Annotated in this window: 19 protein-coding genes and 1 tRNA gene; 12 read left to right on the top strand and 8 right to left on the bottom strand. The window is 73.1% G+C overall.

All coding sequences use genetic code 11. The features are described 5' to 3' along the window. Positions 1–58: 58 nt before the first annotated feature. Positions 59–1,360: an SAM-dependent methyltransferase gene (locus HG542_RS22290; RefSeq protein ID WP_171084193.1), complete on the top strand. Its 1,302-nt coding sequence runs from the start codon at positions 59–61 to the stop codon at positions 1,358–1,360. A gap of 55 nt (positions 1,361–1,415) precedes the next feature. Here the strand turns inward: HG542_RS22290 and HG542_RS22285 are convergent, their stop codons facing one another. Both HG542_RS22285 and HG542_RS22280 read right to left on the bottom strand, forming a co-directional pair. Beyond that, positions 1,416–3,935, bottom strand: coding sequence for an ABC transporter permease (locus HG542_RS22285; RefSeq protein WP_171084191.1), 2,520 nt, complete (start codon positions 3,933–3,935; stop codon positions 1,416–1,418). A gap of 36 nt (positions 3,936–3,971) precedes the next feature. Then, a complete protein-coding gene (locus HG542_RS22280; RefSeq protein WP_176606848.1) occupies positions 3,972–4,796 on the bottom strand; it encodes an ABC transporter ATP-binding protein in 825 nt (274 codons plus the stop codon). A gap of 357 nt (positions 4,797–5,153) precedes the next feature. On the opposite strand from HG542_RS22280, the gene HG542_RS22275 reads away from it, so the two are divergent. Beyond that, positions 5,154–5,236: transfer RNA gene (locus HG542_RS22275), tRNA-Leu, on the top strand. Between the two features lie 199 nt (positions 5,237–5,435). Then, positions 5,436–6,308, top strand: a complete 873-nt coding sequence (locus tag HG542_RS22270; protein ID WP_171084189.1) for a Bax inhibitor-1/YccA family protein — start codon at positions 5,436–5,438, stop codon at positions 6,306–6,308. A 51-nt stretch (positions 6,309–6,359) separates the two neighbouring features. Here HG542_RS22270 and HG542_RS22265 read toward each other — a convergent pair whose 3' ends face one another. Next, complete coding sequence (locus HG542_RS22265) at positions 6,360–6,590, bottom strand: DUF4287 domain-containing protein (protein WP_171084220.1); 231 nt, start codon at positions 6,588–6,590, stop codon at positions 6,360–6,362. Positions 6,591–6,688: 98 nt separating this feature from the next. Here HG542_RS22265 and HG542_RS22260 point away from each other — a divergent pair, with 98 nt between their 5' ends. After that, complete coding sequence (locus HG542_RS22260; RefSeq protein ID WP_171084188.1) at positions 6,689–7,018, top strand: hypothetical protein; 330 nt, start codon at positions 6,689–6,691, stop codon at positions 7,016–7,018. Between the two features lie 10 nt (positions 7,019–7,028). On the opposite strand, the gene HG542_RS22255 is transcribed toward HG542_RS22260, so the two are convergent. The 3 genes from HG542_RS22255 to HG542_RS22245 form a co-directional block, all read right to left on the bottom strand. Continuing rightward, positions 7,029–7,766 (bottom strand): hypothetical protein, encoded by a 738-nt coding sequence (locus tag HG542_RS22255; protein WP_171084184.1) that lies wholly within the window; start codon positions 7,764–7,766, stop codon positions 7,029–7,031. A gap of 259 nt (positions 7,767–8,025) precedes the next feature. Further along, entirely contained in the window at positions 8,026–9,246 is a 1,221-nt protein-coding gene (locus tag HG542_RS22250) for an acetyl-CoA C-acetyltransferase (RefSeq protein ID WP_171084218.1), read from the bottom strand. A gap of 170 nt (positions 9,247–9,416) precedes the next feature. Next, on the bottom strand, positions 9,417–10,493 hold the full coding sequence (locus HG542_RS22245; RefSeq protein WP_227726051.1) for an SGNH/GDSL hydrolase family protein: 1,077 nt from the start codon (positions 10,491–10,493) through the stop codon (positions 9,417–9,419). A gap of 234 nt (positions 10,494–10,727) precedes the next feature. Between HG542_RS22245 and HG542_RS22240 the strand changes: the two genes are divergently transcribed. The 3 genes from HG542_RS22240 (at position 10,728) to HG542_RS22230 (ending at position 14,675) form a co-directional block, all read left to right on the top strand. Then, positions 10,728–12,119: a cystathionine beta-synthase gene (locus HG542_RS22240; protein WP_171084182.1), complete on the top strand. Its 1,392-nt coding sequence runs from the start codon at positions 10,728–10,730 to the stop codon at positions 12,117–12,119. 293 nt (positions 12,120–12,412) lie between these two features. Further along, positions 12,413–13,762 carry an acyl-CoA synthetase gene (locus HG542_RS22235; protein ID WP_171084181.1) on the top strand — a complete coding sequence of 450 codons (1,350 nt, stop codon included), beginning with the start codon at positions 12,413–12,415 and terminating at the stop codon, positions 13,760–13,762. A gap of 73 nt (positions 13,763–13,835) precedes the next feature. Continuing rightward, positions 13,836–14,675, top strand: coding sequence for a MurR/RpiR family transcriptional regulator (locus HG542_RS22230; protein WP_171084179.1), 840 nt, complete (start codon positions 13,836–13,838; stop codon positions 14,673–14,675). Here the strand turns inward: HG542_RS22230 and HG542_RS22225 are convergent. Next, positions 14,615–15,988: an alpha/beta hydrolase gene (locus tag HG542_RS22225; protein WP_171084178.1), complete on the bottom strand. Its 1,374-nt coding sequence runs from the start codon at positions 15,986–15,988 to the stop codon at positions 14,615–14,617. The two genes, HG542_RS22230 and HG542_RS22225, sit on opposite strands and share 61 nt — an antisense overlap. Positions 15,989–16,191: 203 nt before the next feature. On the opposite strand from HG542_RS22225, the gene HG542_RS22220 reads away from it, so the two are divergent. Continuing rightward, entirely contained in the window at positions 16,192–16,764 is a 573-nt protein-coding gene (locus HG542_RS22220; RefSeq protein WP_171084177.1) for a hypothetical protein, read from the top strand. Here HG542_RS22220 and HG542_RS22215 read toward each other — a convergent pair. Next, positions 16,748–18,067 carry a type III PLP-dependent enzyme domain-containing protein gene (locus tag HG542_RS22215; protein WP_171084175.1) on the bottom strand — a complete coding sequence of 440 codons (1,320 nt, stop codon included), beginning with the start codon at positions 18,065–18,067 and terminating at the stop codon, positions 16,748–16,750. The two genes, HG542_RS22220 and HG542_RS22215, sit on opposite strands and share 17 nt — an antisense overlap. 311 nt (positions 18,068–18,378) lie before the next feature. Between HG542_RS22215 and HG542_RS22210 the strand changes: the two genes are divergently transcribed. From HG542_RS22210 to hutU, 4 genes are all read left to right on the top strand, one after another. Continuing rightward, positions 18,379–19,572 carry an NAD(P)/FAD-dependent oxidoreductase gene (locus tag HG542_RS22210; RefSeq protein WP_171084173.1) on the top strand — a complete coding sequence of 398 codons (1,194 nt, stop codon included), beginning with the start codon at positions 18,379–18,381 and terminating at the stop codon, positions 19,570–19,572. Continuing rightward, complete coding sequence (locus tag HG542_RS22205; protein WP_171084171.1) at positions 19,563–19,871, top strand: (2Fe-2S)-binding protein; 309 nt, start codon at positions 19,563–19,565, stop codon at positions 19,869–19,871. The genes HG542_RS22210 and HG542_RS22205 overlap by 10 nt, the downstream gene beginning before the upstream one ends. After that, the gene (locus HG542_RS22200; protein WP_171084169.1) at positions 19,868–21,283 is read left to right on the top strand and encodes an NAD(P)/FAD-dependent oxidoreductase; all 1,416 of its coding nucleotides are present in this window, start codon (positions 19,868–19,870) and stop codon (positions 21,281–21,283) included. Before HG542_RS22205 ends, HG542_RS22200 begins: the two co-directional genes overlap by 4 nt. Before the next feature lie 70 nt (positions 21,284–21,353). After that, positions 21,354–23,018: a urocanate hydratase gene (gene hutU, locus HG542_RS22195; RefSeq protein WP_171084168.1), complete on the top strand. Its 1,665-nt coding sequence runs from the start codon at positions 21,354–21,356 to the stop codon at positions 23,016–23,018. Positions 23,019–23,028: the final 10 nt, after the last annotated feature.

Genomic DNA, 23,028 nt, shown 5'->3' with positions numbered 1-23,028 from the left:
GGTGTTTTGAGTGTCAGATGAATCCATCGTCCGACGCTTCATCCCGGAGGTGTGCGACATGGCCGAGGCCGCTCGACGGCTCACCGCTCTCGCGGAACAGGTACTGGGGGTTCCCCTTCCGGTACGGGTCCGCGCCTGGGACCGCAGCGAGTCCGGCCCGCCCGGCACCCCCGTCCTCGTCGTCCGCCGTCGCAGGGCCCTGCGTCGCCTGCTGTGGAAGCCCGGCGAGCTCGGCCTGGCCCGCGCCTGGGTCGCCGGCGACATCGACGTCGAGGGCGACCTCTACGAGGCCCTGGAACTGCTCGCCGGCACCCTCTGGGAGCGCGGCGAGGAGACCGGCGGCCCGGCCCGTGGCCTCGCCGCCCTGCGCGACCCGCGGCTGCGCGCCGCGGGCGCCGAACTGCTGAAGCTCGCCGGGCCCTGGACACCGCCCGCCCCGCCCGCCGAGGAGGTCCGCCGGACCCGCGGGCCGCTGCACACGCTGCGCCGCGACAAACAGGCCATCAGCCACCACTACGACGTGGGGAACGCCTTCTACGAGAAGGTGCTCGGCCCGTCCATGGTCTACTCGTGCGCCTACTGGGACGCGGACTCCACTCTGGAGGACGCCCAGCGCGCCAAGCTCGACCTCGTGTGCCGCAAGCTCGGGCTCGCGCCCGGCCGGCGCCTGCTGGACGTCGGCTGCGGCTGGGGCTCCATGGTGCTGCACGCGGCCGGCGAGTACGGGGTCTCCGCCGTCGGCATCACGCTCTCCGAGGAACAGGCCGCGTACGCCCGCAAGCGCATCGCCGAGGCCGGTCTGACGGACCGTGTGGAGATCAGGGTCCAGGACTACCGGGAGATCGCCGACGGCCCCTTCGACGCGATCTCCTCCATCGGCATGGCCGAGCACGTCGGCTCCGCGCAGTACGCCGCGTACGCGGCCGACCTGTACGCCCTCCTCAAGCCGGGCGGCAGGCTGCTCAACCACCAGATCGCACGGCGCCCGCTGCGGGACGAAGAGGCCTACCGCGTCGACGAGTTCATCGACCGCTACGTCTTCCCGGACGGCGAACTGGCCCCCGTGGGCCGCACGGTGGCCCAGCTGGAGGAGGCGGGCTTCGAGGTCCGGGATGTGGAGGCCCTGCGCGAGCACTACGCGCTGACGCTGCGGAGCTGGGTGGCGAACCTGGAGTCGCACTGGGCGGAAGCGGTGCGCCTGACGTCGCCGGGCCGGGCACGGGTATGGCGGCTGTACATGGCCGCCTGCGCGCTGTCGTTCGAGCGCAACCGCATCGGTGTGAACCAGGTCCTGGCGGTCCGCACCCCGGCCTCCGGCGAACCGGGATTGTCTTTGCGTACACGGGAGTGGCGCGGATAGAAAATTCCCCGCGCCCCGTAAGGGGCGCGGGGAACTGTGCGGGGGCGAAGCCCCCTTACTCGGCCTTGATCGCGGCAAGCATGTTCAGCCTCGCCGCACGGCGGGCCGGCCACAGTGCGGCCAGCACACCCACCACGGCGCTCAGCAGCAGGAACACCGCCATGCGGTCCCACGGCAGCACCAGCTCGTACGTCGACAGGCTCTTGCCGATCAGCTGGCCCGCGGCCCAGCCGAGGAAGACGCCGAGGCCGACGCCGAGGACACCGCCGAAGAGGGAGATGACCAGGGACTCCAGGCGGACCATCCGCTTGATGCCCTTGCGGTCCAGGCCGATGGCGCGCAGCATGCCGATCTCCTGGGACCGTTCGAAGACGGACATCGCCAGGGTGTTGACGACACCGAGGACGGCGACGATCACGGCCATCGCGAGCAGCCCGTAGAGCATGTTCAGCAGCAGGCTGATCATCTTGGCGATGTCGTTGGAGATGTCCTTCTTGTCCTGGATCTGGATCGCCGGGTTGTCACCGAGCGCCTTCCGCAGCGAGTCCTTGGTGGAGTCGCTCACGCCGGACGACATCTTGACCATGACCTGCTGGTCGGTGATCCGGCTCTCGTGCGGGGCGATGGTCGTGACATCGACCATCATCCCGTTCATCAGGGCGTTGCCCTTGTAGATGCCCGAGACCGTCAGCTTGCCCTTCCGGCCGTCCTCGAAGGTGGCGTCGACGGTCGAACCGAGCTTCCAGCCACGGTTCTTGGCGGTCGTGTCGTCGACGACGGCCTTGCCGGCGGTCAGGTCCGCGAAGGAGCCGGAGGCGAAGTCGAGCTTGGTGAGCTCGTCGATGGTGGCGCCGTCGACGCCGGTCAGGTTCTGGAAGTCGCCGTCGATCCGGGACGGGGCCTCGCGCAGCGGGCTGCTCGCCTTGACCCCGGGGAGGGTCGAGATCTTCTTGGCGACGTCCGGGGAGAGCGGGGTGTGGCTCGCCATGGAGACGACGTAGTCGGCGCGGATGGCGTCCGTGGCCATCTTGTCGATGGCCTTCTGCACGCTGCCCGCGATGACCGTGAGGCCGGTGATCAGGGTGAGGCCGATCATCAGCGCCGAGGCGGTGGCGGCGGTGCGGCGCGGGTTGCGGACGGCGTTCTGCCGGGCCAGCTTGCCGGAGATGCCGAACAGCCGCATGACGGGCGACGCGGCGGCGATGACCGGGCGGGACAGCAGCGGGGTGAGGACGAAGACGCCGATGAGCAGCAGGCCCGCGCCCAGGCCCATGACGGCCTTGCTGTCGGTGGCCACGGTGAGGGCCGCACCGGCGGCGGCCAGCACGGCGCCGATGGTGTTGCGGACGACCAGCGAACGGGTGGTGGCGACGGCGTGCACGCTGTTCATGGCGGCGACCGGCGGGATCTTCGCGGCGCGGCGGCCGGGCAGCCAGGCGGCGAGCACGGTGATCACGATGCCGACGGCCAGCGAGGCGACGACCGTGCCGGGCGAGACGACCAGCGGACCGGCCGGGATCTCGGCGCCGGTGCTGCCGAGCAGGGAGCGCAGCCCGGCGCCGATGCCGATGCCCGCGAGCAGGCCGGTCACGCCGGCGACCGTGCCGACGACGAGCGCCTCGATGAGCACCGAGCGGGTGACCTGGCGGCGGCTGGCGCCGACCGCGCGCAGCAGCGCGAGCTCCTTGGTGCGCTGGGCGACCAGCATGGTGAAGGTGTTGGCGATGATGAAGATGCCGACGAAGAGCGAGATGCCGGCGAAGGCCAGCATCGCCGTCTTCATGCCGTCCATGCCCTGGGCGATGGCCTTGGCCTGGTCGTCGGCGAGCTGCTTGGCGGTGGTGGTCTCGGCGGTCTTCGGCAGGACCTTGTCGAGCTCGGTCTTGAGCGCGTCCTGCGAGGTGCCGGCCGCGGCCTTGACGTCGATCTCGTTGAACTCGCCCGGCTTGGCGTAGAGCTGCTGGGCGGTGGCGGTGTCGAAGAGCGCGAGGCTGCCGCCCGCGGAGACGTTGCCGTCGTCGGTGGTGAAGACGCCGGTGAGCTTCTGCTCCAGGACCGGGCCGTTCACGGATATCCGGACGGTGTCGCCGACCTTGTAGCCGGCGCGGTCGGCGGTCTTGGCGTCGAGCGCGATCTCGCCGGTGCCCTTGGGCGCGCGGCCGTCCTTGAGCGGGTAGCGGGCGTCCTTGCCGTCGGTGCCGGGGTAGTAGTTGGAGCCGGCGGAGCCGAAGCCCTCGCCCACGAGCTTGCCGTTCTTGTCGGCGATCGCGGCGAAGCCGTTGACCGTGCCGGTGGCGGAGGCCGCGCCGGGCACCTTGGCGGCCTGGTCGAGCATCCGCTGGGTGAGCTTGGGGGCGGCGCCCGGGCGCTCCTTGTCGTCGGCCTGCCGGTGCGGCTGGATGGCCACGTCGACGTGGTCGAAGCCCTTCTGGGAGCTCTTCTGGTACGCCTCGGAGATGGTCGAGGTGAAGACCAGGGTGCCGGAGACGAACGCCACGCCGAGCAGTACGGCGAGCACGGTCATCAGCAGCCTGGCCTTGTGCGCAAGCACATTGCGCAAAGCGGTACGGAACATGGGGAGGTCAGTCCTGGAGATCGTGTCCGGCGATGGTCAGCTCGTACGGCCCTTGGCGTCGAACCGCTTCATGCGGTCGAGGACGGCGTCGGCGGTGGGGTCGCGCATGTCGTCGACGATGCGGCCGTCGGCGAGGAAGACGACGCGGTCGGCGTAGGAGGCGGCGACGGGGTCGTGGGTGACCATGACGACGGTCTGGCCGAGTTCGCGCACGGAGTTGCGCAGGAAGCCCAGGACCTCGGCGCCGGAGCGGGAGTCGAGGTTTCCGGTGGGCTCGTCGGCGAACATGATCTCGGGGCGTCCGGCGAGGGCGCGGGCGACGGCGACGCGCTGCTGCTGGCCGCCGGAGAGCTGGTTGGGGCGGTGCTTGAGGCGGCCCGACAGGCCGACGGTGTCGACGACCATGTCCAGCCACTGCTTGTCGGGCTTGCGGCCGGCGATGTCCATGGGGAGCGTGATGTTCTCCAGGGCCGTCAGCGTGGGCAGCAGGTTGAAGGCCTGGAAGATGAAGCCGATCTTGTCGCGGCGCAGCCGGGTCAGCTTCTTGTCGTTCAGCCCGGTCAGTTCGACGTCGCCGATGCGGGCCGAGCCGCGGGAGACGGTGTCGAGGCCGGCCATGCAGTGCATGAGGGTCGACTTGCCGGAGCCCGAGGGGCCCATGATCGCGGTGAACTCGGCCTGGTGGAAGTCGACGGAGACGGCGTCCAGGGCGACCACCTGGGTCTCGCCCTGTCCGTAGACCTTGGTGAGATCCGTGGCGCGGGCCGCGACCGCGGCGGTGCGGACGGCGGTCTGGGCGCCGAGGGGGCTGGTGGTCACAGGAGCGCTCCTGTCGGGATGTGGTGCAAGGGACCCCTCCATGCTCCCCGGCGGTTTGTGCCCGGGGATCAGCCGAAGCTCCCGTTCCACGCCCTACCTCCGGAGGTCTGCGGAGGGGCTCCTGTCATCCCTGGGTAGGAGGCCGACCCTTACCGAGGGCGACGAGATTGCGACAATTCCGCTTCCCCGCCGGGGTGGGGTGGTGAACGGCGGGGATCGGCCGCTGGCATGTGCCCATGGCGTCGTCCCTGTACTGATGACCCCTCAGTTGCCAATAAAATAAGACAACCTCCGGTCACCGTTCCGCTGTTTGGGGGGCGCTCCCCGGCTAGGCTCGTCCTGCTCTCTCAGGGGGGAGGGGTTGGTGCCTCCCCCTGCTTGTGCGGCCCGAGAGAACCAGCCCGGATGGTGGAATGCAGACACGGCGAGCTTAAACCTCGCTGGCCCTACGGGCCGTGCCGGTTCAAGTCCGGCTCCGGGCACCGCCGAGGCATTCTCCGTAATCGCTCGCGCTTCTTTGACACCCGCTTCACGGGCCTTCCCGGAACCGGGCACCCTGGCATCGCGTTGTCAGTAGGTGGGAACGCGAGGAAAAGATCGTCCCGTAGCAGGAGAGGCATTCTTTTGCCTACCCATTACGCTTGACGCCAAGGCCGCGCAGGGTGGCCACGGAGGAGTGAGATGAGGAGCAGCAACCCGGTCTTCTCGCGACGGGGGTTCAGCCGCGGCGGTGGCTACGCGGGCTTCGACCCGGGGCCGCAGGCCGGGACCGCGGCCCAGGGCAACCCCTACGCGACCAACCACGGCTACGCGGGCAACCCGTACGCGCAGCCGACCAACCCTTACGCGCAGGGCGGCCCCGACCTCCAGCAGGGGTACCCGCAGGCGCCGGCGCAGACCGGCCGGATGACGATCGACGACGTCGTCTCCCGCACCGGCATCACCCTGGGCCTGCTGGTCATCGCGGCCGGTGCCGCGTGGGCGCTGCAGCTGCCCGTCGGTGTCGGCTTCGGCGCCGGTCTGGTGGCGATGGTGCTCGGCCTGATCCAGGCCTTCAAGGCCCGTCCGACCCCTGCGCTGATCCTGGCCTACGCCGTCTTCGAGGGCCTGTTCCTCGGTGTCATCAGCCAGGCCTACAACACCATCGCGCGCGGCGCGCCCATGCAGGCCGTGCTCGGCACGATCGTCGTCTTCGTCGGCGTGCTCGTCGCCTACCGCACCCGGCTCATCCGGGTCGACCAGCGCTTCATGCGCTTCGTGGTGGCGGCCGGCATCGGCTTCGTCCTGCTGATGGCGGTCAACCTGCTGTTCGCCGCGTTCGGCGGCGGCGACGGCCTGGGCTTCCGCTCGGGCGGCCTGGGCATCGTCTTCGGCATCATCGGCGTGGTGCTCGGTGCGGCGTACCTGGCGCTGGACTTCAAGCAGATCGAGGACGGCGTCCGTTACGGGGCGCCTCGCGAGGAGTCCTGGCTGGCGGCGTTCGGCCTGACGATGTCGCTGGTGTGGATCTACACGGAGATCCTGCGGATCATCGCGATCCTGAACAACGACTGAGACCGGTCGCGCAGGACCCCGCGCCCCTTCGGGGCGCGGGGTCTTTTCGTCTTATCCGCGCCTGCGAGCGGCCCGGCGGAGGTCGTACTCGTGGACGATCGCCTTGGCGTGGCCGTAGGCCAGCTGGTGTTCCGCCCGCAGCCAGCTGACCTTCTCCTCGAAGCGGGAGAGGGCGGGACCCTCGTCGACCGTGCGCAGCCAGTCGGCCACTTCACGGCCGGTGCATTGGGGGATGCGGGAGAGCAGGTTCCGGTGGGTCTCGTCGGAGAAGACGTGGGACATCGGCGCCTCCGGACGCGTCGAATGATGGTCCTTCATGTCACCGTGCCTGAGTGTTCAGGCGTTGGCAACAGTCGGTCGACGGCGCATAGGCTCGGGACGTGGATGATGTGACGCCTCTTCTGGCCGCCGTGGACACCTTCGCCGACCGGCTGCGGGCCCTGCCGCAGTCCCGCCTGAGCCGGGGAGCGGCCGCGGAAGCGCTGGCGCTGGCGCGGGAATTGGCCGCGTGGGCCCAGCGGATCGAGGAACCGCACGCCGCGGAGCGGCGCGAGATGCCGGAGGCCGGCATGTTCGCCGTCGCCGACCAGGTGGCCGTGGCCGGCCACGACCTGGCCGAGGCCTTGGCGCGCAGCGGCGCGCCTCTGCACACGGGAGTGGCGGAGGCGGTCGCGATGGTGGAGGAGGCGGGGCGGCGCTGCGGGCTGTGAGAGCCGGGGCCTACAGTGACGCGATGACCCGGTCCGCCAGGACGTACACCGTGCCCGACGCGCAGCTGAACGTCAGGGCGTAGGCACCCGACACTCCGGAGCCGCCCAGCAGGACCGGCTCGTCCCCGTCCCGGAGGGCCCCGGCGAGGCGCTCGGAGGTCTCGCGGTGGCCGGGGGTCATGCACAGCGTCGTGCCGTCCGCGAAGACGTAGACGTCCAGCGTGCCCAGCGGCCCGGGCCGGACGTCGGCCAGCGGCATGCGGGCCTGCGCGAGTTCGGCCAGGCGCTCGGCCGTGCGCTCGTGGTCGTCGGGCGACGGGGCGGGGGAGAACTCGGGGTGCGAGGGGTGACGGCGCCGCGCGGCGGCCAGTTCGGGGGACTCGGCGGCCTCGGACTCGGCGTCCGCGAGCGCCTCCAGGCCCGGCAGCAGGGAGTGCGCATCGCCGGTCCCGGCCAGATCCCTGGCCTCCTGCGCCGCCCAGAACGCACGCGCCTCGGCCAGCTCGCGCTCCCGCTCCTCGGCGAGGGCGTCGGCGACCGCGGCCCGTATCTCGGAGAGTTCGGCGGCCGGCGCGGTCCGGGCAGCGGGCACCGCGGCGCGCTCGACACGGTCCGCGGAGGCGGCCGCCAGGTCGGCGCGCAGCGCCGTGATCTGCCGGCGCAGGCCGCGCGCGCTGTACAGGGCGGCGGTGCCTGCGGCGGTTGCGGTGCCGGCGGCCAGCAGCAGGGCAAGGGACATGGCGCTCACTGACGTACTCCCGGTTGCATCGGATCCCCCGAATTCCTACCTCAGCTTGGCGTACGTCCACAGCGGCCCCCAGTGCAAAACGGACCGAAACGGACGGGACCAAAGGCCCTGCCGTTCTGTCTTCAATCATCTGACCTGGGGAAACAAATCTCCCCCGGGACCTTGGTCACATCCTGGGGGAGATTCGGTCACGATTGGGCAAGGTGACGGCACCTTGCATGTGGCAGTTGCCGATCCGGGGGTTGGACCGGACCTTCGCTCAGCTCAGTCGCTCGATCACCATTGCCATGCCCTGGCCGCCGCCCACGCACATGGTCTCCAGGCCGAACTGCTTGTCGTGGAACTGCAGCGAGTTGATCAGCGTGCCCGTGATGCGGGCGCCCGTCATGCCGAAGGGGTGGCCCACCGCGATCGCGCCGCCGTTGACGTTCAGCCGGTCGAGGTCGATGCCCAGGTCCCGGTAGGAGGGGATGACCTGTGCGGCGAACGCCTCGTTGATCTCGACCAGGTCGATGTCGCCGACCGCGAGCCCGGCCCGGCGCAGCGCCTGCTTGCTGGCCTCGACCGGGCCGTAGCCCATGATCTCGGGGGACAGGGCCGAGACGCCCGTCGAGACGATCCGGGCGAGCGGGGTCAGGCCCAGCTCCCGCGCCTTGGTGTCGGACATGATCACCACGGCCGCCGCACCGTCGTTGAGCGGGCAGCAGTTGGCCGCGGTGATCCGGCCGTCGGGGCGGAAGGCGGGCTTCAGGCCCTGGACGCCCTCCAGTGTGACGCCCGCGCGGGGGCCGTCGTCCTTCGTGACGACCGTGCCGTCGGGCAGCGTCACCGGGGTGATCTCGCGCTCCCAGAAGCCCTTGGCGAGGGCCTGCTCGGCGAGGTTCTGCGAGCGGACGCCGAACTCGTCCATCTCCTGGCGGGTGACCCCCTTGAGCCGGGCCAGGTTCTCCGCGGTCTGGCCCATCGCGATGTACGCGTCCGGGACCAGCCCGTCCTCGCGCGGGTCGTGCCAGTCGGCCCCGCCCTGCTCGGCGCGGGCGGCCGTGCGGGCCTCGGCGTCGGCGAAGAGCGGGTTGTGGGTGCCCGGGATGCCGTCGGAGGAGCCGTTCACCGAGCGGGAGACCATCTCGACGCCCGCCGAGACGAAGACGTCGCCCTCGCCCGCCTTGATCGCGTGCAGCGCCATCCGGGAGGTCTGCAGCGACGAGGCGCAGTAGCGGGTGATCGTCGTGGCGGGCAGGTGGTCCATGCCCATCTGCACGGCCACGATGCGGGCCAGGTTGTGGCCCTGCTCGCCGCCGGGCATGCCGCAGCCGAGCATCAGGTCGTCGATCTCGCGCGGGTCCAGCTGGGGCACCTTGGCGAGGGCGGCCTGGATGATCGTGGCGGTCAGGTCGTCCGGGCGCAGGTCCTTCAGCGAGCCCTTGAAGGCGCGGCCGATGGGGGAGCGGGCGGTAGAGACGATCACGGCTTCGGGCATCACGGCTCCCAGGGTGCGCGGACTGGAGGGGCGGCGCGCAGCGCCTCGTTGAGGGGCGGCGGCCGGGTGACGGGTGGGCAGGACTCTCCGGGAAGTTACCCGCACGTAGCGGTGTGGTCACGGCCTCGTCGCTGTGATACGGGCCTCTTTCCCGGAGGGCGGTGCCGGCATCAATTGTCGCTCGGCCGGAACCCCGGCGCGGGGGGCTGCGGCGAGCGCAGCCCGTGCACCGTGCGCGGCTGCGCCCGCCGCCGCGCCGCCGGTTCGGCGTAGCCGGGCAGCCGGCGCCGCTTGCGGTGCTTGAGCAGCGCCCAGCGGCCGCGGGCCGGCGACACCTCGGTGCCGCCCTCGGCCGCCGCCTGGGCGGCGGCCCGGGCCACCGGCAGGATGCCCTCGCGGCGCGCCGCGTCCGGCCGTTCCTCGTCCTCGGGCCACAGGCCCAGCGCGGCGCACAGGGTCGGCAGGACGGCCATGGCCGCGGTGGCGTAGCCCTCGGCCGAGGGGTGGTAGTTGTCCGGCCCGAACAGCTCCCGCGGGTTCGACGCGAACTCCGGCCCCAGCAGGTCGCCCAGCGAGACCGTGCGCCCGCCGGCCTCCAGGGCCCCTATGGTCTGCGCGGCCGCCAGCTGGCGGCTCATCCGCCGGGCCAGCCAGCGCAGCGGCTGGTAGACGGGCTCGATGGTGCCCAGGTCCGGGCAGGTGCCCACGACGACCTCGCAGCCCGCCTCGCGCAGCCGGCGCACCGCCTCCGTCAGCAGCCGCACCGAGCGGGCGGCCGGCACCCGGTGGGTGACGTCGTTGGCCCCGATCATGATCACGCAGACGTCGGGGATCCGCTCCGGGTCGGCGAGCAGCAGCGTGACCTGCCGCTCCAGGTCGTACGACTGCGCGCCGGACAGCGCCACGTTGTGCAGCTCGACCGGGCGCTCGGCCACCGCGGCGAGGCCGGTGGCCAGCAGGGCGCCCGGTGTCTGCCGCGGCCGGTGCACGCCCTTGCCGGCCGCCGTGGAGTCGCCCAGCATGCCCAGCAGCAGGGGCTGGTTCCCCAGCCGGTGGACGAAGGCCGAGCCGTACCGCCCGTCCGCCTGCGGCGGGGTGTCCGGACTGCCGCCCACCACGCGCTTGGCCAGTGCCACCTCGGTGAGCAGCACGCCCAGCACGGCGCCGCCCAGCAGCCCGACGCCCCCGCCCCCGTACGCCGCCGCCGCTGCGATCCGCCGTGCTGCCCTCGCCCTCGACCTGGACATCGGCCGGCCTCCTTCACCGCCTCCGCGACACGGAAAACCCGTGCTCGGAGGCCCGTTTCACAAAGGCTTCATGAAAGCTTCACGAATGTGGTGCACCCCTTTGCAGTGGCGCACTACCAGCAGGTTGCCCCGCCTGCAGTCGAACGCAACGCGCCACTAGTGCAGTCGGACGCGCAATAGGCTGGGCTTACGGGTACGCGACGACCGCTAGTGCCCCTGACCGCGGAGATCACCGTGCAGTATCACGATTCGATGATTGAGCTCGTCGGCAACACCCCGCTGGTGAAGCTCAACAGCGTGACCGATGGCATCGAGGCCACCGTGCTTGCCAAGGTCGAATACTTCAACCCGGGCGGTTCCGTGAAGGACCGCATCGCCGTCCGCATGATCGAGGCCGCCGAGAAGTCCGGCGAGCTCAAGCCGGGCGGCACGATCGTGGAGCCGACCTCCGGCAACACGGGCGTGGGTCTCGCGATCGTGGCCCAGCAGAAGGGCTACAAGTGCATCTTCGTCTGCCCGGACAAGGTCTCCACGGACAAGATCAACGTGCTCCGCGCCTACGGTGCCGAGGTGGTGGTCTGCCCGACCGCCGTCGACCCCGAGCACCCGGACTCCTACTACAACGTCTCCGACCGCCTCGTCCGTGAGACGCCCAACGCCTGGAAGCCCGACCAGTACAGCAACCCCAACAACCCCCTCTCCCACTACCACTCGACCGGTCCGGAGCTGTGGGAGCAGACCGAGGGCCGGATCACCCACTTCGTCGCGGGCGTGGGCACGGGCGGCACCATCAGCGGCACCGGCCGCTACCTGAAGGAGGCCAGCGACGGCAAGGTCACGGTCGTCGGCGCGGACCCCGAGGGCTCGGTCTACAGCGGCGGCTCCGGCCGGCCGTACCTGATCGAGGGCGTCGGCGAGGACTTCTGGCCGACCGCGTACGACCGGTCGGTGGCCGACGAGATCGTCGCCGTCTCCGACAAGGACGCCTTCCAGATGACCCGCCGCCTCGCCAAGGAGGAGGGCCTCCTCGTCGGCGGCTCCTGCGGCATGGCGGTCGTCGCGGCGCTGCGGGTCGCCGAGAAGCTCGGCCCGGAGGACGTCGTCGTCGTGCTGCTGCCGGACAGCGGCCGCGGCTACCTGAGCAAGATCTTCAACGACGAGTGGATGGCGGACTACGGCTTCCTGGAGGAGGGTCCCGCCACCGCCCGTGTCGGCGACGTGCTGCGCCGCAAGGACGGCGGCCTGCCTTCGCTGGTGCACATGCACCCCGAGGAGACGGTCGGCGAGGCCATCGAGGTGCTCCGCGAGTACGGCGTCTCGCAGATGCCCATCGTCAAGCCGGGCGCGGGGCACCCCGATGTGATGGCCGCCGAGGTCGTCGGCTCGGTCGTCGAACGGGAGCTCCTGGACGCGCTGTTCGCGAGCCGGGCCTCGCTGAGCGACCCGCTGGAGAAGCACATGTGCCCGCCGCTGCCGCAGGTCGGCTCGGGCGAGCCGGTCGCCGACCTGATGGCCGTGCTGGGCAAGGCGGATGCGGCGGTCGTGCTGGTCGAGGGCAAGCCGTCCGGTGTGGTGAGCCGGCAGGACCTGCTGGCCTTCCTGGCCGAGGAGAACGGCGCCAAGTAGCCGCGGGCTCCGGTTCGTTGGGGCCTTGTCGTCTGCCGGTCCGTCAAAGGTACGTATGCGTCACGTGCTCGCAGCACGGGCTTAACAAGTGACCGGCATATTGGAGGCGTCGGCGGGACTTCCGGAGCGGCTCCCGGACTCTGGCCGTCCTGCGGGGGCCGCCGCCGTCCCGACCCGGGCCGCCTTTACGGCCCGGGTGCGGCGGCCTCTGCACCACGTAAGGGGCGCCCCTTCGGGGCTCGGCACCCCGAGTTGTACGGTCACAGGATCCGCACCTCTCGGAAGGAGCACCCGTGACCGTCCCCCTGCTCGCCTCCCTCGCCGGGCCCGGCGACCGTCCGGACGCCCTCACCATCGCCGGGCAGTCGTGTTCGCGGGAGCAACTCCGGGGAGCCGCAAGCGCGGTGGCGTCCCGGATCGCCGGTGCCAAGTCCGTCGCCGTCCGGGCGACGCCTAGCGTGGAGACCGTCGCCGCCGTCGTGGGCGGCCTGCTGGCCGGGGTGCCCGTGGTGCCGCTGCCGCCGGACGCCGGGCCCGCCGAGCGCGAGCACATCCTGCGCGACTCCGGCGCCGAACTGGTCCTCGGCGAGGACGTGCCCGTCGACATGCGCGAGCAGGGTTCCTGGACGGGCGCGGAGCCCGGCCCCGCGTCCACCGCCCTCGTCCTCTACACCTCCGGCACGACCGGCGCCCCCAAGGGCGCGCTGATCCCCCGCGCGGCGATCGCCGCCTGCCTGGACGGGCTCGTGGACGCCTGGCAGTGGACGCCCGAGGACACCCTGGTGCACGGCCTGCCGCTGTTCCACGTCCACGGTCTGGTCCTGGGCGTGCTGGGTGCGCTGCGCACCGGCTGCCGGCTGGTGCACACCGGGCGGCCGACGCCGGAGGCGTACGCGGCCGCGGGCGGCAGCCTGTACTTCGGGGTGCCGACCGTCTGGTCCCGCGTCGTGCGCGACCCGGCCGCGGCGCGGGCGCTGAGCGGGGCGCGGCTGCTGGTGTCGGGCAGCGCGGCGCTGCCCGCGCCCGTCTTCCGGGGCCTGGAGGAGCTCACCGGGCAGCGGCCCGTGGAGCGTTACGGCATGACCGAGACCCTGATCACCGTCTCCGCCCGCGCCGACGGCGAGCGCCGTCCGGGCGCGGTGGGGCTGCCGCTGCCCGGCGTCCGGACCCGGCTGGCGGCGACCGAGAGCGGCATCGGCGAGCTGGAGGTGAGCGGCCCGACGCTGTTCGCCGGCTACCTGGGCCGCCCGGAGGCGACGTCCGCCGCGTACACCGCCGACGGCTGGTTCCGCACCGGGGACATCGCGGCCGTCGACGAGGACGGCACCCACCGCATCGTGGGCCGCGCCTCCACCGACCTGATCAAGTCCGGCGGTTACCGCATCGGCGCCGGCGAGGTGGAGAACGCGCTGCTGGACCACCCGGCGGTCAGCGAGGCGGCCGTGGTGGGGGTCGCGCACGAGGACCTCGGGCAGGAGGTCGTCGCGTACGTGGTGGCCGACGGGGTCGGCGAGCGGGAGCTGATCGACTTCGTGGCCGGGCACCTGTCCGTGCACAAGCGGCCGCGCCGCATCCGCTTCCTGGACGCGCTGCCGCGCAACGCGATGGGCAAGCCGCAGAAGAAGCTGCTGCCGCCGCTGTGACGCGCCGCCGCCCCGGGCTGCATAATTTCATGCAGGCTGGGACGGTGATGAATTGAATGACCGAGGAGAGTCGATGAGCGACACCGGTGCCACGGCGCGGCTGCAGAAACTCTTCGAGGGGCACAGGCTGACGCCGACGCAGCGGCGCATCGCCCACTGCATGGTGCGGCGCGCCGCCGACGCGCCGTTCCTGTCGAGCGTGGAGCTGGCCGAACTGGCCGGTGTCAGCCAGCCGTCGGTGACCCGCTTCGCGGTGACCCTCGGCTTCGACGGCTACCCGGCGCTGCGCCGGCACCTGCGGGATGTCGTACCGGCCGCCGCGGGTGCGGCGGCGGACTCGTACAACGAGTACCAGCAGGCGGTGCACGCGGAGATCGACAACCTCCGCCACCTGGCCTCGCTGCTCGCCGACCCGGAACCGGTCGTCCGCGCGGGGCGGCTGCTGGCCGCGTCCCGGCCGCTGCCGGTGCTCGGGCTGCGCGCCGCCGGGGCCCAGGCGGGCGGCTTCGCCTACTTCGCGCGCAAGGTGCACCCGGACGTCCGGCTGCTCGACGAGGGCGGCACGCTGCTCGTCGACCGGATCGACGCGGCCGTGCGGGCGGGCGCGAGCGCGCTGCTGTGCTTCGCGCTGCCGCGGCATCCGCGGGAGGTCGTGGAGGCGCTTGCCTACGCACAGGACGCGGGGCTGACGGTCGTCACCGTCGCGGACTCCACGTTCGCGCCCGTGGCGCGGTACAGCGAGCTGCTGCTGCCGGCCGCGGTGGGGACGGGGCTGGCCTTCGACACGGCGTGTGCGCCGATGCTGCTGGGGCGGGTGCTGCTGGAGGCGATGTGTGATGCGTTGCCTGATGCTCAGGCGCGCTTGGAGGAGTTCGATGTGCGGGCGGCGGCCCGGGGGTTGTTCGTCGAGTAACGGTTCGTTGTGGCTGGTCGCGCAGTTCCCCGCGCCCCTTCGGGGCGCAGCTCCGGGAAGCCGTCGAGCATGTGGCTCTCCCTTCCCCGCAGGAAGCGGTCCAGGAACGTCACCACCGCCGCCCTCGTCGCGGCCACCGCCCGCTCCGGGCGCACCGTTCCCACGTCCTTCCGCAGGACCTCGCGCGAGGCGGCGCCCGGCAGCAGGGCCGCCGCGTCCGTGTACGCCCCGTGCCGCGAGCCGAGCAGCGTCAGATCGCCGCGCCACCCGCGCGAGTGCTGCCACAGCGCCGCCCACGACGGCTGGCGGCGGTACGAGCCCGAGTCGGCGCTCTCCGTCCCCATGAGCAGGAACGGGCGGTCGACCCCGTCCCGGGCCACGCTGCCGGGCCTGCCGTCGGGGAACGCCAGGGTTCCGTCCATGTCGACCGCGGCACCGATCCGCCGGTCGTCGTGCATCGCCTGCAGCGCGGTGAAGCCGCCCGCGGAGTGGCCCGCCATGGCGATGCGGTGCAGGTCCATCGCGTCCGTCAGCGTGCGCGGCAACTCGGGCCGCGGGTGCTGCCGGTGGCCGTCGAGCACGTCGAGGACGAAGCGCGTGTCGTCCACCCGGGCCGTCATCGCCTTGCGCAGCACGGCACTCGGGTCGGTGCCGTGCTGCCGCGCCAGGGCGGGCAGCGCGGACTCCACGAGCCGCCTGCCGCCCTGGCGGCCGGGGCCGGTGCCGGTGAGGAGCACCTCGGAGGAGTCGTAGGTGTGGTCGACCGTGACGACCACGTAGCCGCGCGAGGCGAGCTCCTCCACGAGCGAGGTGTTCCAGGTGCGCGGGTCGCCCAGCCCCGCGGAGTACAGCACGACCGGCCGCACCCGGGTGCCGCGCGCGACGGGCGCGTCCACGACGGCGTGCGTGCGGGTGGCGGCCCAGTCGACGCTCCCGACGGGCACGCCGTAGTTGAACGCCCCCGCGCCCTTGGCCGAGCCGAAGTGGGCGGCGGAGAGGGTGTCCATGTGCGGGGCCACGCGCTGGGCCGTGCGCCACTGCGCCCGCGCGGCGGGGTACCAGAAGCTGACCATCACCTGGCGGGGCCCCCGCTCCGGGTGCCAGGGGTCCGGGCGTGCGGTGTCGGTGAGGTGCCGGGTCGTCGTCCCGACGGGGTACGGGCCGGTGGGGGCGGGCAGCGGTGACGCTGCCGCTGTGGCCGCTGCCGCGTGGGCGGTGGGGGTGAAGGCGCTGACGAGCCCCGTCAGGGCCAGTACGCCGGCTGCGACGAGCGCTCGTCGGCGCAGGGCGCGCTGCGGGTCGGTCACCGGCATGGCGTGGATCCTTCCGTTCGTCTGATACGACGAGCGTAGGGATCGGGCGGCCCGTGACTCATCACACGACGGGGCCAAGTCCCGTGTGATACCGCGGTATGACTCCGAGTGGGCTAGCGCCCCGGCCGCCACTCAGCCCGCTCTCAGAAAGCCCCGCTACCCTTCCGCACCGGAAATCCGATCCGGAACGAGGAGGTCCGAACGTGAGCGGCGGCAGCAAGTACGCACTGGCACGGGTGGCGGTGATCGTCCGGGCGCCCGCCGGCTGGCTCTGGTGGTCCGGGCTGCTCGGCGCCGGTATCGGCGCCTTCGTACCGGGGCTCACCGGCCTGCGCATCGGCGTGCTCGCCGGTGCCGCGCTGTTCCTGATCGCGGCCGCCGTCGTCTTCGCCGTGCGCCGCAAGCGCTATACGGAGCTCGCGCGCAGTGCGTCCCGTGCCGGGCGGGCCGTCTTCCTGCAGGACCGCGCCGTCACCGTGCGGAACTGGCGCCGTGCGCACCGCTGGTGGCTGCTCCTGGGCTTCCTCGTCGCCGTCGGCTCCTCCTTCGCGCTCCCGTGCGCCGTCGGCCTCGGGCTGGCCGGGGCCGGTGCCGGGCTGTGGGCGAAGGCCCGGTGGCTGGGTGCGCTGGAGCGCAGCGGCGAGGCGCTGCTGTGGGTGCGTGCCGAGTGGGCCCAGGCGAGCCCCGCCGCCCCGCGGGTGACCGGCTACCTGACCACCGGGCTCGCCGCGGGCGACGCCGCACCCGGCGGTGCGAAGGTCACCGCAGGGCGGTGAGATCTGCCGCGTGCGCGGCGCCGCCTTCGGCAACCAGTTCGGCGAGTGTCTGCGGCGAACGGACGGTGACGAACCGAGTGGTCTCGCCTTCTGCGGCCGTGTAGCCGTAAACCCCCGGCCGGGGGAGCGAGTTGTACGCGTAGTGGTGAGCGAAGTAGTACGCGCCGGTGTCCAGCAGTGCGACGTGGTCACCCGCCTCCAGCGGCGGCAGCGGCCGGTCCACGGCGACCAGGTCGCCGGCGAAGCAGCACGGTCCCGCCACGTCCTGGGCCACCGCCGGTCCCGTCCTCGGCCGCCCCTGCGCGTCGTACGCGGCCACCCGCAGCGGCCACGACTCCGGCGCGAACACCGTCCGCACGGCCAGCTGCGCCCCCGCATGCGTCACCGCGATCCGGCGGCCGCCCGCCGACTTGGTGTACTCGACGCGGGCCAGCACCATGCCGCTCTTGGCGAGCAGCGACCGGCCGAACTCCGTCACCAGGCCGTAGCGGCCGTCGAACAGGCCGTGGACGGTGCCGGCCAGCAGCCGGGCGTAGTCGTGGAAGGTGGGGGTGACCTCGTCGGAGGAGAAGTTGACGGGCAGCCCGCCGCCGATGTCGAGCGTCGCGATCTGCTGCCGCCCGGCGGCCGCGTTGACCTCCTCGGCCAGCTCGTACACGGCCCGCACGCCCTCGGCCATCAGCTCGGGCGGGCACCCCTGCGAGCCGACGTGGGCGTGCAGCCGCGTGAGCCAGGGGCGCTCCGCGCAGGCGCGGAGCAGCCATGCGCGCGCCCCTTCGTCGCGCAGTGCGATGCCGAACTTGGACGTGGCGGTGGCCGTGCTCAGGGCGCCGATGCTGCCGCCGCCGACCTGCGGGTTGACGCGCAGGCCGAGCGTGGAGGAGGTCGGTGCGGACTGGACGAGCGCGTCCAGCCGTGCGAGCTCCTCGCGGCTGTCGGCGTTGACGGCGATGCCGAGCGCGAGGGCCTCGCGCAGTTCGGCGCCCGTCTTGGCGGGGGAGTCGAGCACGGTGCGGGCGGGTGATGTTCCCGCCGCCCGGGCGAGGGCGAGTTCGCCGGGGCTGGCGACCTCGCAGCCGAGGCCCTCGTCGGCGAGGAGACGGAGGACGGGGACGAGCGGGGCGGCCTTGACGGCGAAGGTGTGCAGGACGCGGGGCGCGCGGAATGCCTCGCGCAGCGTCCGGGCGGCGTCGCGGATCGCGTCCACGTCGAGAAACCCGGCGACGGGCTGCTGCGGACCGACGATCCCCTGCCGCACGGCGTCCTCGACGGCACGGTGCCGTCGGTCTTCGACGGTTCTCATGCCGCCGACTGTGCCATGCGCCCCGCAAGGGGCGCGAGGAACTGCGCGAGCAACCACGATGCGCCCGCAGTCGAGGCACCCGGGGCTGCACCCCGGACCCCCTGGGGTGGTGCGTCGGCTGCAGGCCGGTGGGGGCTGATCGCGCAGTTCCCCGCGCCCCTTCGGGGCGCACCGCCCCCGTGGTGTTGACCCGCCCGCCGCGAGGCGGCTAGCTTCGCGGCGTCCCACAGGGAACGGCGGTGCGATTCGTGCGCGTTCTACGGCAGGACATTCGTTCAGACGCTCAGCGCGAGCGGGAAGGCGCCGACGTCGTGGTCATCGGCGCCGGCATCATCGGCGCGGCCTGTGCCGAGGCGCTCGGGCGGCGCGGGGTGGGCGTGCTCGTGGTCGACCGCGGACCGGCCGTCGGGGAGACCACCGCCCGCGGCGAGGGCAACCTGCTCGTCTCCGACAAACCGCCCGGCCCCGGACTGACCCTCGCCCAGGCCTCCTTACGGCGCTGGCCCGCGCTCCTGGCCGCGCTGCGCGAGGAGCTCGGGCCGGGGCGCGCCGCGTGCGAGTACGAGCCCAAGGGCGGGCTCGTCGTCGCCACCGACGAGGACGCCGCCGCCGCGCTCGGCGCCGCCGCCTCCGCGCAGCGCGCCGCGGGCGTCGAGGCGCACGGCCTCGCGCCCGGCGAGGCGGCCGCGTACGAACCGCACCTCACCCCGGACGTCCGGGCCGCCGTGCACTATCCGCAGGACGCCCAGCTGCATCCCGTGCTCGCCGCGACCGCGCTGCTCGCCGCCGTACGGGCCCGGGGCGGCGGGGTCCGTACGGGAGTGCGGGCGCTCGGCGTCGAGACGGGGGCGGGCGGCAGGGTCACCGCCCTGTGCACCTCCGACGGGCGGGTGCCGTGCGGCGCGGTCGTCAACGCGTGCGGCCCGTGGGCCGGCCGCTTCGCCGAGGCGGCCGGTGCGCCGCTGCCCGTGCTGCCCCGGCGCGGCACGGTCCTGGTCACCGGGCCGCTGCCGCCGGGCACCGTGCGGCACAAGGTGTACGACGCGGGGTACGCCGACGCGGCCGGCAGCGGGGACGTCGCGCTGCGCACCGCGGCCGTGATCGAGGCGACCCCGGCCGGGACGGTGCTGATCGGTTCCAGCTGGCAGCGCTGCGGCTTCGACGAGACCCTGCGCCTGGAGGTGATGAGCGCCCTGGCGCGCGGCGCGGTGCGGCTGTTCCCGGTGCTCGCGGACGTGCCGGTGGTGCGCGCGTACGGCGGTTTCCGCCCGTACACCCCCGACCACCTGCCCGTCATCGGCGAGGACCCGCGCCTGCCCGGCCTCTGGCACGCGACCGGCCACGAGGGCGCGGGCGTCGGCCTCGCCGCGGCGACCGGCGAACTCCTCGCCCAGCTGCACACCGGCGAGTCCCCGCTCACCGACCCCCGGCCGTTCCGGGTGGCCCGCCCGGGCCTGGGTTTCACGGGCCCCACGGGCTTCACGAAGGAGAACCCATGCCCCTGACCGTTCACGTGGACGGCGCCCCGCACCCGGCCCGCCCCGGACAGACCGTGGCGGCCGTCCTGCTGTCGACGGGCCGCACGTCCTGGCGGAGGACCCGCCACGGGGGCCGCCCGCGCGGTGTGTTCTGCGGGATCGGCGTCTGCTACGACTGCCTGGTCACGGTCAACGGCCTTGCGGGCGTGAGGGCTTGCAGACGCGAAGTCCGCGACGGGGACCGGATCGAGACGGGCTCGCCTGCCGCGGCCGCACCCCCTCCCGACGACCCGTCGGGGCAGCCCGCCGCCGGGAGCGGCGCGTGAGCGGATCGACGCCGCGCGTCGTCGTGGTGGGAGCCGGGCCCGCGGGAGTGCGGGCCGCGTTGGGTGCCGCTCGTGGGGGCGCGCGGGTGGTGCTCGTCGACAGCGGGGAGCGCATCGGAGGGCAGTACCACCGGCAGCCCGCGGTGGGTGCCGGCTCGCGGCGGGCGCATCCGCTGGAGCGCGCCGTCACCGCGCAACCGCGCATCGAGCACCTGGCCCGCGCCACCGTATGCGCCCTCGAACCGGGGCCGCACACCGGCAGCCACCTCGTGCACCTCCAGCAGGGTCCCGCCGACGCCGCGGGGCGGCCCGTCCGTACGCTCCCGGCCGATGCGCTGGTGCTGTGCACCGGCGCCTACGACCGCGCACTGCCCTTTCCCGGCGGGGATCTGCCCGGCGTCGTCACGGCCGGCGCCGCCCAGGCGCTGGCCAAGGGGCAGCGGCTGGCCGTCGGCCGGCGCGTGGTGGTCTCCGGGACGGGCCCGTTCCTGCTGCCGGTCGCAACCTCGCTGCTCGGGGCCGGGGCCCGGGTGCTGGGCGTGTACGAGGCCGGCAACCCGGCCCGCTGGCTGCGCCGTCCGCTCGTGGCGCTGTTCGACGGGGGACCGGCCAGGGTGGCCGAACTGGGCGCGTACGCCGCGGAGTTGGCGCGGAGGCGCGTCCCGTACCGGACCCGCCGTGCGGTCGTCGCGGCGCACGGCGACGGCCGCGTCGAAGCGGTCACCGTCGCCCGGCTGGATGCGCACTGGCGCATCGTCCCCGGCAGCGAGCGCATCGTCGCGCCCGTGGACGCCGTGTGCGTCGGCCACGGCTTCACCCCGCAGCTGGAACTCCCGCTCGCCGCCGGCTGCGCCGTCCGGGACGGCCACGTCGTCGTCGACGCCCGCCAGGCCACCTCCGTGCCCGGCGTGTACGCGGCCGGCGAGCTCACCGGCATCGGCGGAGCCGCCGCCGCGGCGGCCGAGGGCGAACTGGCGGGCCTGGCCGCCGCGTCGGACGTCACCGGCCACGCCGGCCCCGTACGCATCGCGGCCGCCGCCGCGCGCGTCCGCTCCGGCCGCCGCTTCGCCGCCGCGCTCGCCTCCGCCCACCCGCTGCACGACGGCTGGTCGACCTGGCTGAGCGAGGACACCTGCATCTGCCGCTGCGAGGAGGTGACGTACGGGCAGCTGTGCGAGGCCGTCCTCGGGCGGGGTGCGGACGGGATGCGGGCCGTGAAGCTCACCTGCCGGGTCGGCCTGGGCCCGTGTCAGGGCCGGATGTGCGGGCGCAACGCCGCCGACCTGACGGCCGGCCTGCTCGGCCACCCGCCCGCCGACCCGCTCGCCGTGGACCGCCGCCCGCTCGCCCACCCCGTCCGGCTCGCCGACCTGGCCGGTCCCGCCGACCCGGAGCCCCCATCTGTTGACTAGTGCTATTCACCGGCCCAAGATGTGCAGTGTTCTATTCAGAGCGCCCATCGAGGCTGGGAGGCAGGGCCCCATGTCAGGACCGCGACCCGTGCGAGCACCGCGAGGCACCGAGCTGAGCGCCCGGGGGTGGCAGCAGGAAGCCGCCCTGCGGATGCTGCAGAACAACCTCGACCCCGAAGTCGCCGAGCACCCCGACAAGCTCGTCGTCTACGGCGGCACGGGCAAGGCCGCCCGCGACTGGCGCTCGTTCGACGCGATGGTCCGCACCCTGCAGACGCTGAAGCAGGACGAGACCATGCTCGTGCAGTCCGGCCGCCCCGTCGGCGTGATGCAGACGCACGAGTGGGCCCCGCGCGTCCTCATCGCCAACTCCAACCTCGTCGGCGACTGGGCCAACTGGGAGGAGTTCCGCCGCCTGGAGGCCCTCGGCCTCACCATGTACGGCCAGATGACGGCCGGTTCGTGGATCTACATCGGCACCCAGGGCATCCTCCAGGGCACCTACGAGACCTTCGCCGCCGTCGCCGCGAAGCGGTTCGGCGGCACCCTGGCCGGCACCATCACGCTGACCGCCGGCCTCGGCGGCATGGGCGGCGCCCAGCCACTGGCCGTCACCATGAACGACGGCGTCGCCATCTGCATCGACTGCGACCCCCGCGCCATCGAGCGCCGCATCGAGCACCGCTACCTCGACGTCAAGGCCGACTCCCTCGACCACGCCCTGCAACTGGCGACCGAGGCGCGCGACGCCCGCCGCCCGCTGTCCATCGGCGTCCTCGGCAACGCGGCCGAACTCGTCCCGCAGCTGCTGGCGATGAACGCCCCCATCGACATCGTCACGGACCAGACCAGCGCCCACGACCCGCTGGCCTACCTGCCGCTCGGCATCGACTTCGGCGACATGGCCTCCTACGCGGCCGAGAAGCCCGCCGACTTCACGCGCCGCGCCCGCGAGTCCATGGCGAAGCACGTCGAGGCCATGGTCGGCTTCCAGGACGCGGGCGCCGAGGTCTTCGACTACGGAAACTCCATCCGCGGCGAGGCCCAGTTGGCGGGCTACGAGCGGGCGTTCGCCTTCCCCGGCTTCGTCCCCGCCTACATCCGGCCGCTGTTCTGCGAGGGCAAGGGCCCCTTCCGCTGGGCGGCCCTGTCCGGCGACCCGAAGGACATCGCGGCCACCGACCGCGCGATCCTCGACCTCTTCCCCGAGAACGAGTCCCTCGCCCGCTGGATCAAGATGGCCGGCGAGCGCGTCCACTTCCAGGGCCTGCCGGCCCGCATCTGCTGGCTCGGCTACGGCGAACGCGACCGCGCGGGCGAGCGCTTCAACGACATGGTGGCGAGCGGCGAGCTGTCCGCGCCCGTCGTCATCGGCCGCGACCACCTCGACTGCGGCTCGGTGGCCTCCCCGTACCGCGAGACCGAGGCCATGCTCGACGGCTCGGACGCGATCGCGGACTGGCCGCTGCTCAACGCCATGGTGAACGTCGCCTCCGGCGCCTCCTGGGTCTCCCTCCACCACGGCGGCGGCGTCGGCATGGGCCGCTCGATCCACGCGGGCCAGGTCACGGTGGCGGACGGCACCCCGCTGGCCGGCGAGAAGATCCGCCGGGTCCTGACGAACGACCCGGGCATGGGCGTCATCCGGCATGTGGACGCGGGTTACGACATCGCCGAGTCGGTGGCGGCCGACCGCGGGGTCCGCATCCCGATGCGCGAGGGCGAGCAGGCGTGAATACCGGGCA

The sequence above is a fragment of the Streptomyces morookaense genome (assembly GCF_013030945.1).
In the GTDB taxonomy this organism is placed as follows: Bacteria; Actinomycetota; Actinomycetes; order Streptomycetales; family Streptomycetaceae; genus Streptomyces; species Streptomyces morookaensis.
This window is presented reverse-complemented; position numbering and strand designations above follow the sequence as displayed.